At 59.4% G+C, this 15,517-nt stretch carries 14 protein-coding genes; 8 read left to right on the top strand and 6 right to left on the bottom strand.

Annotated features, from left to right (window positions below):
* Positions 1-12 precede the first annotated feature (12 nt).
* The 6 genes from mdcC (at position 13) to mdcH (ending at position 4,561) form a co-directional block, all read left to right on the top strand.
* Positions 13-312 carry a malonate decarboxylase acyl carrier protein gene (gene mdcC / locus ACLEXF_RS03245; protein WP_004206062.1) on the top strand — a complete coding sequence of 100 codons (300 nt, stop codon included), beginning with the start codon at positions 13-15 and terminating at the stop codon, positions 310-312.
* Positions 305-1,138 carry a biotin-independent malonate decarboxylase subunit beta gene (locus ACLEXF_RS03240; RefSeq protein ID WP_012541866.1) on the top strand — a complete coding sequence of 278 codons (834 nt, stop codon included), beginning with the start codon at positions 305-307 and terminating at the stop codon, positions 1,136-1,138. Before mdcC ends, ACLEXF_RS03240 begins: the two co-directional genes overlap by 8 nt.
* Entirely contained in the window at positions 1,138-1,938 is an 801-nt protein-coding gene (gene mdcE / locus ACLEXF_RS03235; RefSeq protein ID WP_080840991.1) for a biotin-independent malonate decarboxylase subunit gamma, read from the top strand. The genes ACLEXF_RS03240 and mdcE overlap by 1 nt, the downstream gene beginning before the upstream one ends.
* Positions 1,939-2,078: 140 nt before the next feature.
* A complete protein-coding gene (locus ACLEXF_RS03230) occupies positions 2,079-3,038 on the top strand; it encodes an AEC family transporter (RefSeq protein WP_192079424.1) in 960 nt (319 codons plus the stop codon).
* Between the two features lie 3 nt (positions 3,039-3,041).
* On the top strand, positions 3,042-3,659 hold the full coding sequence (locus tag ACLEXF_RS03225) for a malonate decarboxylase holo-ACP synthase (protein ID WP_114506405.1): 618 nt from the start codon (positions 3,042-3,044) through the stop codon (positions 3,657-3,659).
* Positions 3,659-4,561 carry a malonate decarboxylase subunit epsilon gene (gene mdcH, locus ACLEXF_RS03220; protein ID WP_114506406.1) on the top strand — a complete coding sequence of 301 codons (903 nt, stop codon included), beginning with the start codon at positions 3,659-3,661 and terminating at the stop codon, positions 4,559-4,561. Before ACLEXF_RS03225 ends, mdcH begins: the two co-directional genes overlap by 1 nt.
* On the opposite strand, the gene ACLEXF_RS03215 is transcribed toward mdcH, so the two are convergent.
* The 4 genes from ACLEXF_RS03215 to ACLEXF_RS03200 form a co-directional block, all read right to left on the bottom strand.
* Entirely contained in the window at positions 4,551-5,477 is a 927-nt protein-coding gene (locus ACLEXF_RS03215; protein ID WP_004206070.1) for a LysR family transcriptional regulator, read from the bottom strand. The genes mdcH and ACLEXF_RS03215 overlap by 11 nt on opposite strands.
* Before the next feature lie 156 nt (positions 5,478-5,633).
* The gene (gene mqo / locus ACLEXF_RS03210) at positions 5,634-7,244 is read right to left on the bottom strand and encodes a malate dehydrogenase (quinone) (protein ID WP_228958665.1); all 1,611 of its coding nucleotides are present in this window, start codon (positions 7,242-7,244) and stop codon (positions 5,634-5,636) included.
* Between the two features lie 307 nt (positions 7,245-7,551).
* Positions 7,552-8,472 (bottom strand): N-acetylmuramic acid 6-phosphate etherase, encoded by a 921-nt coding sequence (locus ACLEXF_RS03205; RefSeq protein WP_048324078.1) that lies wholly within the window; start codon positions 8,470-8,472, stop codon positions 7,552-7,554.
* 199 nt (positions 8,473-8,671) lie between these two features.
* Positions 8,672-8,995, bottom strand: coding sequence for a hypothetical protein (locus tag ACLEXF_RS03200; RefSeq protein ID WP_172613741.1), 324 nt, complete (start codon positions 8,993-8,995; stop codon positions 8,672-8,674).
* Positions 8,996-9,147: 152 nt separating this feature from the next.
* Here ACLEXF_RS03200 and ACLEXF_RS03195 point away from each other — a divergent pair, with 152 nt between their 5' ends.
* Together ACLEXF_RS03195 and dcuR are read left to right on the top strand one after the other, a co-directional pair.
* A complete protein-coding gene (locus ACLEXF_RS03195) occupies positions 9,148-10,764 on the top strand; it encodes a sensor histidine kinase (RefSeq protein WP_108450463.1) in 1,617 nt (538 codons plus the stop codon).
* Positions 10,761-11,480 carry a two-component system response regulator DcuR gene (dcuR, locus tag ACLEXF_RS03190; protein ID WP_017900307.1) on the top strand — a complete coding sequence of 240 codons (720 nt, stop codon included), beginning with the start codon at positions 10,761-10,763 and terminating at the stop codon, positions 11,478-11,480. The genes ACLEXF_RS03195 and dcuR overlap by 4 nt, the downstream gene beginning before the upstream one ends.
* Here dcuR and ACLEXF_RS03185 read toward each other — a convergent pair.
* Complete coding sequence (locus tag ACLEXF_RS03185) at positions 11,461-12,411, bottom strand: FAD:protein FMN transferase (protein WP_057215009.1); 951 nt, start codon at positions 12,409-12,411, stop codon at positions 11,461-11,463. The two genes, dcuR and ACLEXF_RS03185, sit on opposite strands and share 20 nt — an antisense overlap.
* A gap of 65 nt (positions 12,412-12,476) precedes the next feature.
* The gene (locus tag ACLEXF_RS03180) at positions 12,477-15,254 is read right to left on the bottom strand and encodes a flavocytochrome c (RefSeq protein WP_032455986.1); all 2,778 of its coding nucleotides are present in this window, start codon (positions 15,252-15,254) and stop codon (positions 12,477-12,479) included.
* Positions 15,255-15,517: the final 263 nt, after the last annotated feature.

The following is a 15,517-nucleotide window of genomic DNA, read 5'->3' as shown; positions in this document are numbered from 1 at the left end:
TCAGAGGATGTTATGGAACAGATTACATTGTCATTTCCTGCCAGCCGCGCCCTCAGCGGCAGAGCGTTGGCAGGGGTTGTAGGTTCAGGCGATATGGAGGTGCTCTATACCGCCGCCGGGAACGATACGCTCCGCGTGCAAATTACCACCTCGGTGGATAACAGCCAGGCGCGCTGGCAGGCGCTGTTCGACCGGCTGAACCTGATCAACGGCCTGCCCGCCGGGCAGTTGGTTATTCACGACTTCGGCGCCACGCCGGGCGTCGCCCGTATTCGTATTGAACAAGTCTTTGAGGAGGCCGCTCATGCGTAACGATCGCAGCTTTATCGAACTGCGCGCTCGCGAACGCGCCCACGCCCTGCTGGACGACGGCAGCTACCGCGAACTGCTGGATCCGTTTGAAGGCATTATGTCGCCGTGGCTCGGCGCGCAGGGCATCGTCCCACAGTCCGACGACGGTATGGTGGTCGCCAAAGGCACGATCAACGGCCAACCTGCAGTGGTGATTGCCATCGAAGGCACCTTCCAGGGCGGCAGTATGGGCGAAGTCTCCGGCGCCAAAATGGCCGCCGCGCTGGAGCTGGCGGCGGAAGATAACCGCAACGGTATCCCGACCCAGGCGGTGCTGTGCCTCGAAACCGGCGGCGTACGTCTGCAGGAGGCCAACCTCGGTCTGGCCGCCATCGCCGATATTCATGCCGCGATTGTCGACCTGCGCCGCTACACCCCGGTGGTCGGCATTATTACCGGTACCGTCGGCTGCTTCGGCGGTATGTCCATCGCCGCGGCGCTGTGCAGCTATCTTATCGTCACCCGTGAAGCCCGTCTCGGCCTCAACGGCCCGCAGGTTATCGAGCAGGAAGCCGGCATTGAAGAGTACGACTCCCGCAACCGGCCATTTATCTGGAGCATGACCGGCGGCGAAATTCGCGCCGCCAGCGGCCTGGTCGACGCGCTGGTTAACGATGGCGTCAACGCCGTTAAAACCGCAATGAATGAGGCGATCGCCAAAGGCGTACCGGCACAGCACCGCAGCGACAACTATGACGATTATCTGCGTCGCTTGAGCCAGTTCGATACCCGCCAGCAGGCGGATACCGCGCAGATTAAACAGCTTTTTGCCCGGGAGGATAAATAATGAGTCAGTTCCCAAACCGCGCCGCGCTATGGCTGAATAAACTGGCGCCCAACGCGCCGCTGATGAACGGGTTATGCGCCTCTGTACAGGTCGCGGATGGCCAGATTGATGGCGAAAACGTCCGCTTTATCGCCGTGGTGCCTGACGCTAACAACCACTATCCGCGCGCCGCCGGCGGCGAAGTCGGCCTGCTGGAAGGCTGGACGCTGGCGAAAGTGGTCAACGAAACCATCGCCGCTGACGCCGACCAGCCTGGTAAACGGCCAATCGTCGCCGTGATCGATGTGCCGAGCCAGGCCTATGGCCGTCGCGAGGAAGCTTTTGGTATTCACCAGGCGCTGGCCGGAGCGGCAGGCGCCTACGCCAAAGCCCGTCTGGCCGGCCACCCGGTGATTGGCCTGATTGTCGGCAAAGCGATGTCCGGGGCGTTTCTGGCCCACGGCTATCAGGCCAACCGCCTGATAGCCTTTAACGATAGCGGCGTGCTGGTTCACGCGATGGGTAAAGAATCGGCAGCGCGCATTACGCTGCGTACCGTAGAGGCGCTGGAGAAACTGGCGGCGACCATCCCGCCGATGGCCTACGACGTCAGCAACTACGCTACGCTCGGCCTGCTCTCCGCCCTGCTTGATATCAACCATCCGGATGCGCCAGACGAAGGCGATCTGTCACTGGTCAGCCGTACCCTGCGCGACGCCATCGCTGACGCGCGCCAGGATCCCTCGCTGAAGTGCCGCCTGGGTGCGGAAAACCGCCGCAGTTCGCAGCAGGTCCGCGACCTTATGCGCGCCAGCTGGTAAGACGTTCGTTCGTACGTAAGTAGTAGAAGAAAACCTGCCGGAAGCCGTCCCCCGGAGCGCGTAATAACCGCGCCGGGCAGGGACGGCTTTTAGAAAAAATAACAATCGCGCCAGTACTCTATTTTATTTACAGGTGATTTATGACTTATGTGATTATTCATGCTCTTGCCCCGATTTTCGTCATTATGCTGCTGGGCTTCTGGGCCGGTAAGGCCAGTATGGTAGATAACAAAAACGTCTCGCTGCTTAATATTTTTGTAATGGATTTTGCCTTACCCGCCACGCTGTTTAGCGCGACGGTACAAACGCCGTGGGCCGGTATCGTCGCCCAGTCGCCGCTGGTGCTGGTGCTGACCGGCGCGATGTGGATCACCTACGCCGGGATCTACTTCCTCGCCACCAGCGTGTTCAAACGCACCCCGCAGGATGCCGCGGTGCTGACCCTCACCGTCGCGCTGCCGAACTACGCCGCGCTGGGCCTGCCGATCCTTGGCAGCGTGCTCGGCGAAGGCGCATCGACCTCGCTGTCGGTGGCGGTCTCTATCGCCTGCGGTTCGGTCCTGATGACCCCCTTCTGCCTGCTGATTCTGGAACGTGAAAAAGCCCGCGCCGCGGGGGAAAACACCGGTTCTACGCTGGCGATGCTGCCGGTGCTGATGTGGCGTTCGGTGAAAAAGCCGATCGTCTGGGGCCCGCTGCTCGGGGTGGTGCTTTCCGCTATCGGCATTAACATGCCGGACCTGCTGCTGGCCTCCATCAAACCGCTGGGCCTGGCCGCTACCGCAGCAGCGCTGTTCCTCACCGGGGTGATCCTCTCGGCGCGTAAACTGCAGATCAATGCGCTGATCGCCACCTCCACCCTCGTAAAACTGCTGGTACAGCCGTTTATCGCCTGGGGTCTGGTGATGCTGCTGGGTCTGCATGGCTCCATCGCGATTACCGCGATCCTGATGATTGCCCTGGCCGCCGGCTTCTTCGGCGTGGTGTTCGGCAACCGCTTCGGCGTGCAGTCCCCGGATGCTGAAGCCGTGCTGTTGTTAAGCTCGGTTCTGTGTATCCTGTCGTTACCGCTGTTTATCTCTTTGACTTCAGGACTGTAAACCATGTCATCAACGCCGCGTCCCCACGATTTAGTTTGGTTAAACCACGCCAGCGCCCTGGAAGATATTGCCGAGCCGTGGGTGGTTCAGCAATGGCGAACCGCGCTGCCGGTGGTGGTGAGGCGCGACGTTGACGGCCTGGCCCGCATCCCGGTTGGGGTGCGGGGCATGAAGCGCGAGCAGCGCGCCGCCGGCTGGGTACAGGCGCAGAATATCGTGCGCAGCGTCACCCCGGAGATGCTGGTGGAGCGCGAGCGCCTGCTGGGCTCTCCTTTTGTTTCGCAGCCGCCGGTGCAGGCGGCTATCGCCCTGACGCTGGACGACTGGCCCTGGCGCTGGGGCGTCACCGGCAGCACTGGCTACGCGCTGGCGACCGAAATCCCGGTACTCCATGCAGCAAGCGATCTGGATCTGCTGATCCGCGCGCCGCAGCCGCTGGCCCGCGAGGCGCTGCTGGAATGGCAGTCCCGGGTGGCCAAGCTCCCGTGCCGCGCCGATACCCAGGTCGAAACGCCGTACGGCGCCTTCGCCCTCAATGAGTGGCTACGCGATGGGCGGGCGCTGCTGAAAACGTCACACGGTGCGCGCTTAACTACTGCGCCGTGGCGCAGGGAGGAATGATGAAGATTTTGTTTACTTTTCCCGGACAGGGCGCCCAGCGTCCCAACATGCTGGCGGCTATCCCCGACCGCGAAGCGATCCTCAGCCAGGCGCGCGCCGTGCTGGGGGATGAAGTCGAGACTCTCGATAGCGCTGATGCGCTAAAACACACCCGTGCGGTCCAGCTCTGTCTGCTGATCGTCGGGGTAGCCTGGGCGCGCGAGCTACAGCGCCAGGGCGTTAATCCGCAGATGGTCAGCGGCCTCTCCATCGGGGCCTTTCCCGCAGCGGTCATTGCCGGCGCGCTCGATTTCGCCAGCGCGCTGCGGCTGGTAGCCCTGCGCGGCGATCTCATGGAACAGGCCTATCCTGAAGGTTACGGGCTGACGGCGATTATGGGCCTGACCCGCCCGCGGGTTGAGGCGCTGATGCAGGGCCACGAGGTCTATCTCGCCAACCTCAACGCCGAAACGCAGATTGTGATCGCCGGACGCGATGAAGCCATGGCCGAAGTGGCACAGCTGGCGCTGCAGGCGGGCGCCAGCAAGGCGCAGCGGCTGGCGGTCAGCGTGCCATCGCACTGTGCGCTGCTGGATAAACCCGCCGCAGCGCTGGCAAAAGCCTTTGCCAACCTGACCTTAACGCGCCCGCAGTGCGCCTATTTAAGCGGCTCGACAGCGCGCGTGCTGTGGAATCCGCAGCGGATCGCCGACGATCTGGCGATGAACATGGCGCGCACCGTCCACTGGCAGGAGGCGATGATCGCCGCCGATGAACGCGACGCGAGACTGGCAATCGAGATGCCGCCCGGCGGCGTGCTCACCTGCCTGACCCGCCAGGCGGGCTGGCGCGGGGAGACCCTTTCGCTGGAACGCAGCGGCGTGGACGTTGCCCGCCATCTGGCGCAGCGGCTTAACGAATAAGGCTCCGGGCGTACATCCTTCCTTCCGCCGCCAGCGCCAGCAGGTCGGCATCGCGCTCGCGATGGTGTGAATAGACAATCGAGATCAGCTGGCGCATCTGGTACGGTTCCGCCAGCTTTAACAGCTGTACATCTTTTTCATAGACTTTCTTCATTCGCCCCGGCAGCAGCGCAAACCCGACGCCCGCCTGCACCAGGCTAATCATCGAAAAGATGTCATTCACCCGGGTGACGATCTCCGGCTCGAAACCAGCGATATGGAATGCTTCCCGAAATCCGGCATAGGTGGCGAACCCCTCCGCCAGCGACACAAACTTGCGATCGGCGTAATCGCGCAGGTCGGCGAGTTGTGAGGCATCCAGCTGCTCCGTCGCCGGGGCGGCGAGAAAAATATCGTCCTCAAACAGCGGCACCACGTCGAAAGCGGTATTGTTGAACTCCCCTTCATTGGTGGCGATCAGGATAGCGTCGAGAGCGTCGTCTTCCAGCATATCCAGCAGCATCTGGTTAGAGCCCATGGTCAGATCCAGCTCCAGCTCAGGGCGCCGCAGCTTCATGCCCATGATAATGCGCGGGACGGTTTCCAGGGTCAGGGAATAAAGAGTGCCGATGCGCAGCCGCCCCTGGCCGACGCCGGCGACTTTGCGCGTCGCCTCAAGCCCCCGGCTCATCAGACTCATCACATCCTGACAATATTCCAGCAGTGTCCATGCTGCCTGCAGCGGCAGCAAATTGCGCCCTTTGTGAACAAACAGCGGGCAGCCCACCCCCTCTTCCAGCGTATGCAGCGCGCGGTGGACGCTGACGCTGCTAAGCTTCATCGCTTCGGCGGTTCTGGCGATATTGCCTTTCGCCATAAACATCATAAAGACCGACAACTTGCGGAAGGTGATCTCCTGGTTGATATCGTCTTGCATAGCCCTTCCACACTCCTGATTTGCTTTTCTTTTTCAATTCAAATCAGTATATCGTTTATGACGGCAAAGTTGCAGGCAGAGCGCGGCGCAGGCGGGGAATTGACGCAAAAAAGGGAAGACCGTGGTCTTCCCTTTTGTTCACTTTCAAGTTTGCTTTTACAGCGCCATATCATGCTGCGGCGAGGCGTCGCGCTGAGGCTCAACCGGCTTCGCGGTCGCGGTGGGCGCAGCCGCTGGCATCTGGATCACCGGCGGTTTCGTCAGCTGCAGGGTCGCGGCGGTATCATCCCAAACCTGCTGGGTCAGCGCCACGTTGCCGTTCAGCTTCTGGCCGTAGCTCGGCACGATCTGGTGGATACGGGTCTGCCACTCCGGCGAGTTAAACTGCGTCGGGAACATCTGCTTGAGCACATTGAGGGTGATCGGCGCAGCGGTGGAAGCCCCCGGCGACGCGCCAAGCAGCGCGGAAATGGTTTTCTGCTGATCGACCACCACTTCGGTGCCCAGTTTCAACACGCCGCCCTTCTCTGCGTCTTTCTTAATGATCTGCACGCGCTGGCCGGCCTGGATCAGCTTCCAGTCCTCTTTACGCGCGTCAGGGTAGTACTCTTTCAGCGCGGCGAAGCGGTCATCATCGCTGAGCATCACCTGGCTGACGAGATATTTCACCAGATCGAAGTTGTCGAGACCGACGTGGGTCATCGGCAGCACGTTGTCAGTGGTAGTGGTGCTCAACAGGTCGAAGAAGGAACCGTTTTTCAGGAACTTGGTCGAGAAGGTGGCGAAAGGCCCAAACAGCACCACGCGCTTGCCATCGAGGTAGCGGGCGTCAAGGTGCGGTACCGACATCGGTGGTGCGCCGACCGAAGCCTGGCCATACACTTTCTCGAGGTGCTGCGCGGTGACCGCCGGGTTCTCGGTCATCAGGAACGAACCACCCACCGGGAAGCCAGCATAGTTGTCCGCTTCCGGAATACCGGTTTTTTGCAGCAGCTTCAGCGCACCGCCGCCGGCGCCAATAAAGACGTATTTCGCATCGATGGTCTGCGCCTCGCCGCTCTGCACGTTCTTAATGGTCACGTGCCAGGAGTTATCGGCATTGCGTTTGAAATCGGTGACCTCAGAGGAGGTTTGCAGGGTGAAATGGCTGTTTTTCTTCAGGCTGCCGATCAGCTGCCGGGTGATTTCGCCATAGTTAACGTCGGTACCCACCGGCGTCCAGGTGGCAGCCACTTTCTGCTGCGGATCGCGGCCTTCCATCACCAGCGGCGCCCACTGTTTAATTTGCGCGTGGTCGGTGGAGAATTTCATCCCCTGGAATAAGGTGGTCTGCTGCAGCGCGGTATAACGCTTCTGCAGATAGTCGACATTATCGCCCCAGACGAAACTCATATGCGGCGTGGAATTAATAAAGGAGTGCGGGTCGTGCAAAATACCGCGCTTCACCTGTGCCGACCAGAACTGACGGGAAATCATGAACTGTTCGTTAATATCCAGCGCTTTGCTGACGTCAATCGATCCGTCCGCCCGCTCCGGCGTATAGTTCAGCTCCATATTCGCCGAGTGACCGGTACCGGCATTATTCCAGCCGTTGGAGGATTCCAGGGCCACGCCGTCCAGTTTCTCCACCATCGTCAGGTTCCAGTCCGGCTGCAGCGCCTGCAGCCAGGTGCCAAGCGAGGCGCTCATGATCCCGCCGCCAATCAGCAGGAAGTCGGTTTTTTTAGAGGTATCCGCTTCAGCATGCGTCGCCGCGCTGACGAACATCGCTAATGCGGTAAAGGAAATAATCGTTTTTTTCATTGCAGGCATAATAGAATTATCACGTAGCACACGGTAATAAGAGGCAGCATATTAACGCACTTTTACTTTATTTTAAAATATCATTTACACTCTCGCATTTTTAATTAAATAATTATTTAACTTAAAAAACCAGAGCGGCACTAAAAAATAAGCGTCGGCGTAAAATCTCACTGAAAATTCAGCGCAATTACCGGAATAAATAGAAGAGAGGAATTTCTTTAGTTAATAAAGTGCAGGCGCGCATACCGTTTGTGCGCGCCTGGCTAAAAGCTTAATGGGCGGGAGTGACAGCGCTGCGCTGGGCTTCGCGCAGGGCGAGACGCAGATGATCGTGATGTTTGGTCAGCAGCTCCCGCGCGTGCCAGGCGTCCAGCCCGCTGAGCAGCATCAGGATGGCGGTGCGGCAATGGTGGTGGCAGCTGGTCAGCGCGGCTTTCGCTTCGCTGCGCGTGCAGTCGGTGGCCGCCATGACAATCGCCACCTGCCGCTCCGCCCAGTGTGGACTGTCAGCCTGCAGATCCACTCGCAGGTTGCTGTACACCCGGCCGTCACGGATAGCGAGGCCCGTCGACACCATGTTAAGGATCTGCCGCTGGGCCAGCCGGGCCTTCGGATTGGTCAAGCCCGCCACCGCTTCCGGCCCGGTTTGCGGAGCAATAATTATATCCGCCAGCTGCGCCGCCTCGCTGGCCGCCTGCTGAGTCACCACCGCGATCGGAGCCCCCAGCGACCAGGCGTGGCGCATCGCCCCCCAGACCCATGGGGTCTTGCCGCTAACGGTAAGCGCCAGCAGCATATCGTGGCTGGAAAAGTCCAGCGACTGCAGCTCGAAGGCGCCTAGATCGTAATTATTCGCCGCGGTCTCCCGCTCGGCCATCGCCGGCGTCTGCCCACCTGCAATCAGCCCCACCAGCGCGTGTTTGCCTTCCGGAGAGTAGTCGCTGACCGCCTGGACAGCCGTGCGGCCTGATTCCCCGGCGCCGATAATAACCAGACGCCCTCCCCGGCTCATTGTCGCGGTGGCAATATCAATCAACCGGGCGATATCCGGCAAACAGGCGCCAACCGCCTCCGATATCTGCTTATCATCCTGATGCAGCATCGCCAGCATGTCGGCGGTGGCGAGGCGATCGATGTGGGTGGTATCCGGGTGACGACGTGCCTGCATTGACGCGGTTAGCGAACTGCTCATAACAACCTCCATTTACGACAGAAAAAGCGCATCTCGGCGAAATCAGCGGCCTGATGCATATCCTTATATTCATCAGGACTATTTAACCTCTGTCGCCACTATAAGGGGAATCTTCCGCGCTTTACCGCCGTCGGGGTCACAGTTTACCGTCCCGATCGCCCATTCACGGGCAATTGCCGATTATCTGAACAATCCTGTCTCAGCTCTCATCTTCGCCGTCCGCCTGCATGGCCAGCCAGAAAGATTGTTGACAAAGGTTATAAAATTGTTTGCGCATTGGCTGCACCACCAGGCCGGCGCTATCGATAACCTGCCACTCGATCCAGCACTCCGGGCAGGAGGCGGCATCCTGTTGCGGAAGTTCGAGTTCGTAGCGGTGCTGGATCACCACCCCGCTGCGATGTCGCCAGCGCGCGATCTCCCACTCTGCTTCCGCTTCATGGTCCTTTTCACGATGCTGCGCCAGTTGTTCAACGTGCTGTTGCCGGAGAATATCCCGGACCAGAGATGCCAGTTCCATCATGTCTGCCTTAAGCCTGTGGCGAAAAGCGAGAGTTTATCGTGGACGGGACGAGGCTACCGTAGCAAAAGCGGCCTTTTGCTTTGATTACACGGCTTTATGAATGCCACGCTATCAGCGATAATAATCATTTACTGACTCTATCCGGGATCGTCATGAAGGCATCAGAGCACCCGCCTCGCGTTCGTCAACGCCCCTTACCGCTAAAGCTGAGCACCGCCGTCTCCTTGATGATTGGCAGCGTGATCGGCGCCGTGCTGCTGCTGGTCTATGCCCTGTGGTATATGCAGATCAGCAATGCCACTCGCGATGGTCTGAAAGAGACCGCGCTGGCGGTGGCGCGCACCATGGCCGATATGCCGCAGGTGAAGCGCGGACTGGAGGCGCCGCCGCAGCAGCAAATTATTCAGCCGCTGGCGCAGACCATCACCCGGCGCAACGACCTGCTGTACGCTATCGTCACCGATATGCAGGGTATTCGCTATTCGCATCCGGATAGCTCAATTATTGGCAAACCCTTCATCGGCCACGATATCCAGCCGACGCTGCAGGGAAAAGAGAACGTGGCCATTAACCACGGCGTGCTGGCCCCGGCGCTGCGGGTGTTTACCCCGGTGTTCAACGATCAGCATCAGCAGATTGGCGTGGTGGTGGTCGGCATTTCGCTGAGTAAAGTGGACGAGCAGATCGCCAACAGCCGCTGGGACGTGCTGCTGACCATCCTGTTCAGCGCGCTGGTCTGCGCCCTCGGCACCTGGAGCCTGGTGCGCGGCCTGAAGCGCGTCCTGCTGGGACTGGAGCCGCAAGAAATCTCCACTCAGTTTCAGCAGCGTCAGGCCATGCTTCACGCCCTCAAGGAGGGGGTGGTGGCCGTCGATGCCCATGGTGAGGTTAACCTGATCAACCCGGCGGCGCGCGAGATCCTCTTTTCCGGGCCGGACAAGACGCTCGCTCATACCCCGCTGCTCGCTGACCTGCAGACGGTTTTGCACAGCGGCGAGCCGATGTACGACCGCGAGCTGGGATGCAATGGCCTGTTGCTAATCAGCAACACGGTGCCTATCCGCAGCCAGGAGGCCGTGGTCGGCGCCATCTGTACCTTCCGCGATAAGACCGAAGTCAGCCAGCTGCTGCAGCGGCTGGACGGTATGATGAGCTATGTCGATGCCCTGCGCACCACCTCCCATGAATTTATGAATAAACTGCACGTGATCCTCGGCCTGCTGAATATGAAAAGCTATGGCAAACTCGAGGAGTACGTGTTGCAGACCGCCCATCGCTACCAGGCGGACATCGGCGATATTCAGCACCGCATAAAATCCCCGGTGGTCGCCGGCTTTCTGATAAGTAAAATGCAGCGCGCCACCGAGTGCGGCTTTACCCTTAAGCTGGCGGAAGAGAGCCTGGTGCCGGATTGCCCGAATGAGAAGCAGGTCACCGTGCTGGTGACGGTGCTGGGCAACCTTATTGAGAACGCGCTGGATGCCATGAACGGTCAGGCGGAGGGCGAGATCGGCCTGCTGCTGCACTATCAGGACGGCTGGCTAAGCGGTGAAGTGAGCGACGACGGGCCGGGGATCCCGGAAAACAACATCGACGCTATCTTTAACAAAGGGTTCTCCACCAAAGGCGAGAATCGCGGCGTCGGGCTGTTTCTCGCCAACCAGCAATTACGCGAGCTGGGCGGCACCCTCGCCGTCGAGTCGGAACCCGGCGTATTTACTCAATTTTTTGTTCATCTCCCCTGGGATAGTAAAAGGAAACGTGCGTGATAAATGTGTTGATTGTTGACGATGATGCCATGGTGGCCGAACTGAATCGCCTGTACGTGGCAAGGGTTCCCGGCTTTCGTTGCAGCGGGAGCGCTTCGACGCTCAGTCAAGCCCAGGAGATGATTAACGATCCGCAGCAGGAGATCGATCTGGTGCTGCTGGATGTCTATATGCAGCAGGACAGCGGGCTCGATCTGCTGCCGACTATCCGTCAATCGGGGCGCGCCATCGACGTCATCATGATCACCTCAGCGGCGGATGCCGCCACGGTGCAGACCGCCATGCATTACGGGGTAGTCGATTACCTGATCAAACCCTTCCAGTTTCCCCGTTTTGAAGAGGCGCTCACTACCTGGCGGGAGAAGCGCAAGCTGATAACCGGCCAACCCTATTACGAGCAGGCCGACGTTGACCGCCTGCTGCACGGCGGCACGCCGGAGGCCAGCGACGCGCGCAAGCTGCCCAAGGGGCTGACCGCGCAAACCCTGCGCACGCTGTGCCAGTGGATTGACGCCCACCCGGACGTTGAATTCTCTACCGATGAGCTGGCGGCGGCGGTGAATATCTCCCGCGTTTCCTGCCGTAAGTATCTGATCTGGCTGGCGCAGATCAATATTCTCTATACCACTATCCACTACGGCGCCACCGGGCGGCCGGTCTATCGCTACCGGCTGGTGGCCGAACAGTACAGTTTGCTTAAGCAGTACAGTCAATAACGCGGTAGCCGCTATCCAGCGGCGCAAAGCGCAATCGCTGCGGCGATGAAAGTATAATGTCGCGATTTTTGGTGACGAAAATCGCGTCGATATCCTGCCGTTGACGCAGCGCTGCGCAGCCTTTCTCGACACCGAGGCCGAACAGCAGCGTGGTCCAGATATCGCCGTCTAAAGAATCAGTGGAAATCACCGTGACGCTGTCGAGTTCGTTATCCAGCGGGTAACCGCTGCGCGGGTCGAGAATATGGTGCCAGCGCCTGCCATCTTGCTCGAAATAACGTTCGTAGGTGCCCGAGGTGACCACCGACTGTCCGTTAACCGTCAGAGAGCCGATCAGCGCCTGCGCATCGGCAAACGGTTTTTTCAGGCCAATGGCCCATTCGCCAAGGGTATGCACGTTGCCGCCGAGGTTGATCAGCGCCTTTTCCACCTGCTGCTGACGAAGATAATCACGCACCCGGTCAGCGATATAGCCTTTGGCGATCGCCCCAAGATCCAGCTCCATCCCCGGCTGCTGAAGAAACACGCTGCAGGTTGCCTCATCCAGGATCACCTCTTGCGGGCGGGTCAGCGCCAGCCGGGCCCTGATTTCGCCGGCGTCAGGCACGCTGTGTCCCTGAAAGCCAATTCGCCACAGCTTCACCAGCGGCCCAATCGCGAGGTTAAAGGCGCTGTCGCGCACCATGCTGGCGGCTTTGGCGCACTGAATGAGCTGAAAGACCGGGCGGCTGACCGTCACCGGGTGACGTCCGGCGGCGTGGTTGATATCCATTACCTGCGACTCGGCGCGGTTAACGGTAAGCAGATCTTCGTAGCGTTTGATTAACTGAAATACGCGGGAGGCCAGCGCCTCATCATGGTTGCAGAGTTTGAGCAAGATGGGAGAACCCATCAGAACGGTGGAGTAGCTATAGACGCGGTTATCAGACATCGGGCTCTCCTTAGAAGGGATAAGCCGGGCGGCGAGAGCGCCAGCCCGGCATCAGCAATTACGTCTTATCCTCTGGCGCGTTTCGCCGCCTGGCGACCCGCGAGGGTGCCGAAGATGATGATATCCGCCACCGCGTTACCACCGATACGGTTGCCGCCGTGGATCCCGCCGACCACCTCACCGGCGGCGTAGGCGCCGCGGATCGGCTGCCGGGCAACGTCCAGCACTTCGCCATCGGTGTTAATGGTCACGCCGCCCATGGTGTGGTGCACCCCCGGGGCGATACGGATGGCATGGAACGGACCTTCGTTAATCGGCGCGCGCAGCGCGGTGGTACGGCCAAACTGTTCATCATGCTGTTTTTCCACCGCCCCGTTGTAGCACTCGAGGGTGGCGAGGAAGGCATGGTAATCCATCCCCAGTTTATCCGCCAGTTCACGCGGCGAGCTGGCGCTGGTGACGAAGCCTTTGGCGATGTACTCATCGGCGGCTTTGTTTTTCGCCCGCACATGTTCGTCAAAGACGATGTACGCATAGTGTTCCGGTAGGGCGATAATCGCCGCGGAGACTTTATCGCGGGTCTCCATTTCGTTGAAGAAGCGGTTACCCTGCTGGTTGACGAGGATCGCCCCGCCGCCGCGAATCGACTCGGAAATCAGATAGGAGGTCTGCTGTTCAACGGTCGGGTGGATTTGAATTTCGCCCATATCCACGGTACCGGCGCCAATGCGCTCCAGCAGCGCGATACCGCTCCCGGTGGCCCCTTTGTGGTTGGTGGTGACGAAGCCTTCGAGGTCAGGACGATACTTCACCACCATCGCGCTGTTGGCGCTGAAGCCGCCGGTGGCCACCACAATGCTTTTAGTCTGGATCTCTACGATCTCGTTTTCGTCGTTGATCAGACGCACACCGCTGACTTCATCGCCGCTCATCAGGATCTCTTCCACCGAGGTATCCAGCAGGACGTCGATGCCGCGTTTGGTGATGTTGCGCACCAGGCCGCTAATCAGATAGCCGCCGACCGCTGACCCGTCGCGCGGACGGTGGGTGCGGTCAATGCTCATCCCGCCGGTGGTGGTGATATCGTTGAGCATAATGCCGCGGTCCGCCAGCCATTCAATGGCTTGCGGGGCATTCTCCACAAAGCGGCGCAGCAGCTGCGGATTGTTTTTATTGTGCCCGCCCCTCAGGGTTTCCTGATAGAACAGCTCTTTGCTGTCCTGAATGCCTTTCACGCGCTGGAAGCGGGTCTCCGCGGCGTTCATCCCGGCGGAAGCCTTGATGGTGTTCCCGCCAATGGTCGGCATTTTCTCGACGATCAGCACGCTGGCGCCTTCGTCGTGAGCCTGAATGGCGGCCGCCAGGCCGGCGCCGCCGCTGCCGACGACCACCACATCATAGCTTTTCGGCGCGGCGTCATTGCCGCCCTCTTCCGCCGCCAGCGCTTTGCTCGATTTCAGCATCGCTTTGGCGACCGCTTTTTTCACCGCCTCGCTCTGGCTGGTGGCCCCGGAAATGGCGTCGACGTGCGGGGTATTGGCGGTGAGAATACGTTCGCGGATCTCTTCGAAGCTGGTGGTGAACTCCACGGTCTGCACCGGGCTCGCCGCCAGTTCGATATCGGCGATATGGTCATTTTCGAGGCTGACGTTGATCACCAGTTCATTGGCGTCATCCTGAACGGTTTCAACAAACATCCCCGGCTTAAATTTAGCGTCGCCCATGCTCATGTCGCGGATCATCGCTTCCACCAGCGAGAAGCGCCACAGCGGTTCCGGAATGTGCAGCGCTTCGCGCTGGGTGCTGTCGATAAACAGCTCCAGCTCTTCACCCGCGGCGATACGAGCCGCCCAGTCAGGATAGGCGATGCAGGCGCGGCCCACAGCGATCAGGTCATAGCCGTGATCGAGGCCCAGCTCGGCATCGGCAACGTTAACCACCCCGCCGACGCCCATCACCGGCACCTGAGCCAGAGTGTCAGAGCGCATGGCGCAGTATTTCTCGATCAGCGGCGTCGGGTCGCTGGTATCGACGATAGAGGGACGCAGGGTCGCGCCCACCGAGAAGTGCAGATAATCGACGCCGCGAGCGGCCAGTTTTTCCAGCAGATACATGGTGTCATCGAAGCGGATCCCCGGGACCTCCATCTCTTCTGGCGAGAAGCGGTAGCCGATGATAAAGGCATCGTCAGCGTACTGGCGGGCCATTTTATGGGTGATGTCGAGAACCGCCAGCGGGAAGCGGGCGCGATTGTCGCGGCTACCGCCCCATTCGTCGTCGCGCTGGTTGGAGTTTGGCGAATAGAACTGCTGAATAAGGTAGGTGTTGGCGCCGTGAATTTCGACCCCATCGAAGCCGGCAAGGATAGCGCGGCGGACGCCCTCGCCAAACTTGGCGATCATCCCCTCCACTTCTTCTCCGCTCAGCGCCCGCGGCATCGCGGCGCCCTCACGCGGGGCGGCGATGGCGCTCGGCGCCACGGGCTGACGTCCGCCAATCAGCTGCGGGTCGACCATGCGGCCGCCGTGATAGATCTGCAGAATCGCTTTCGAACCTTCCGCTTTAATTGCTTCAGCGATTTTCGCCAGGCCGGCGATTTTTTCATCGTTATCGATACCGATAGCGCCCGGGAAGGCCAGACCGTAGTCATCAATAAAGCAGCACTCAACAATAATGGTGCCGATACTGCCGGCGCGGGCGCGGTAGTACTCCACCAGCTCGCTGGTGACAGTCCCGTCGAAATAACCGGTGCAGGTGGTCATCGGCGCCATCAGCAAACGGTTTTTCAGCTCCGTACCATTTGGTAAAGTAAATGGCTGCAAAATACGTTCGTTACTGGTCATAAGTTACGCTCCAGATTTTGAAATATTAAAAATTCAGAATGGGGTGACGGAATCATTAATGGTTGTGGTTTTTTAATTCCTGTTGTCATGCTAATAATATAGCGACTTTTTTAGTTACTAAATCAATTACGTTAGTTATAAAACTATTTAACCCCAGCAATAACATCGCTACCCCTATTGTATTATTAAAATAATAAATGGCATTTACATAATACAAATAAAGGATAACATTTTAGATACTTCCGTTAACATTCAAAGCGACC

Source organism: Klebsiella pneumoniae complex sp. WS1778 (assembly GCF_049472055.1).
Lineage (GTDB): Bacteria > Pseudomonadota > Gammaproteobacteria > Enterobacterales > Enterobacteriaceae > Klebsiella > Klebsiella quasipneumoniae.
The sequence above is the reverse complement of the archived record's forward strand: the minus strand, read 5'-3'. Positions and strand labels throughout refer to the sequence as shown.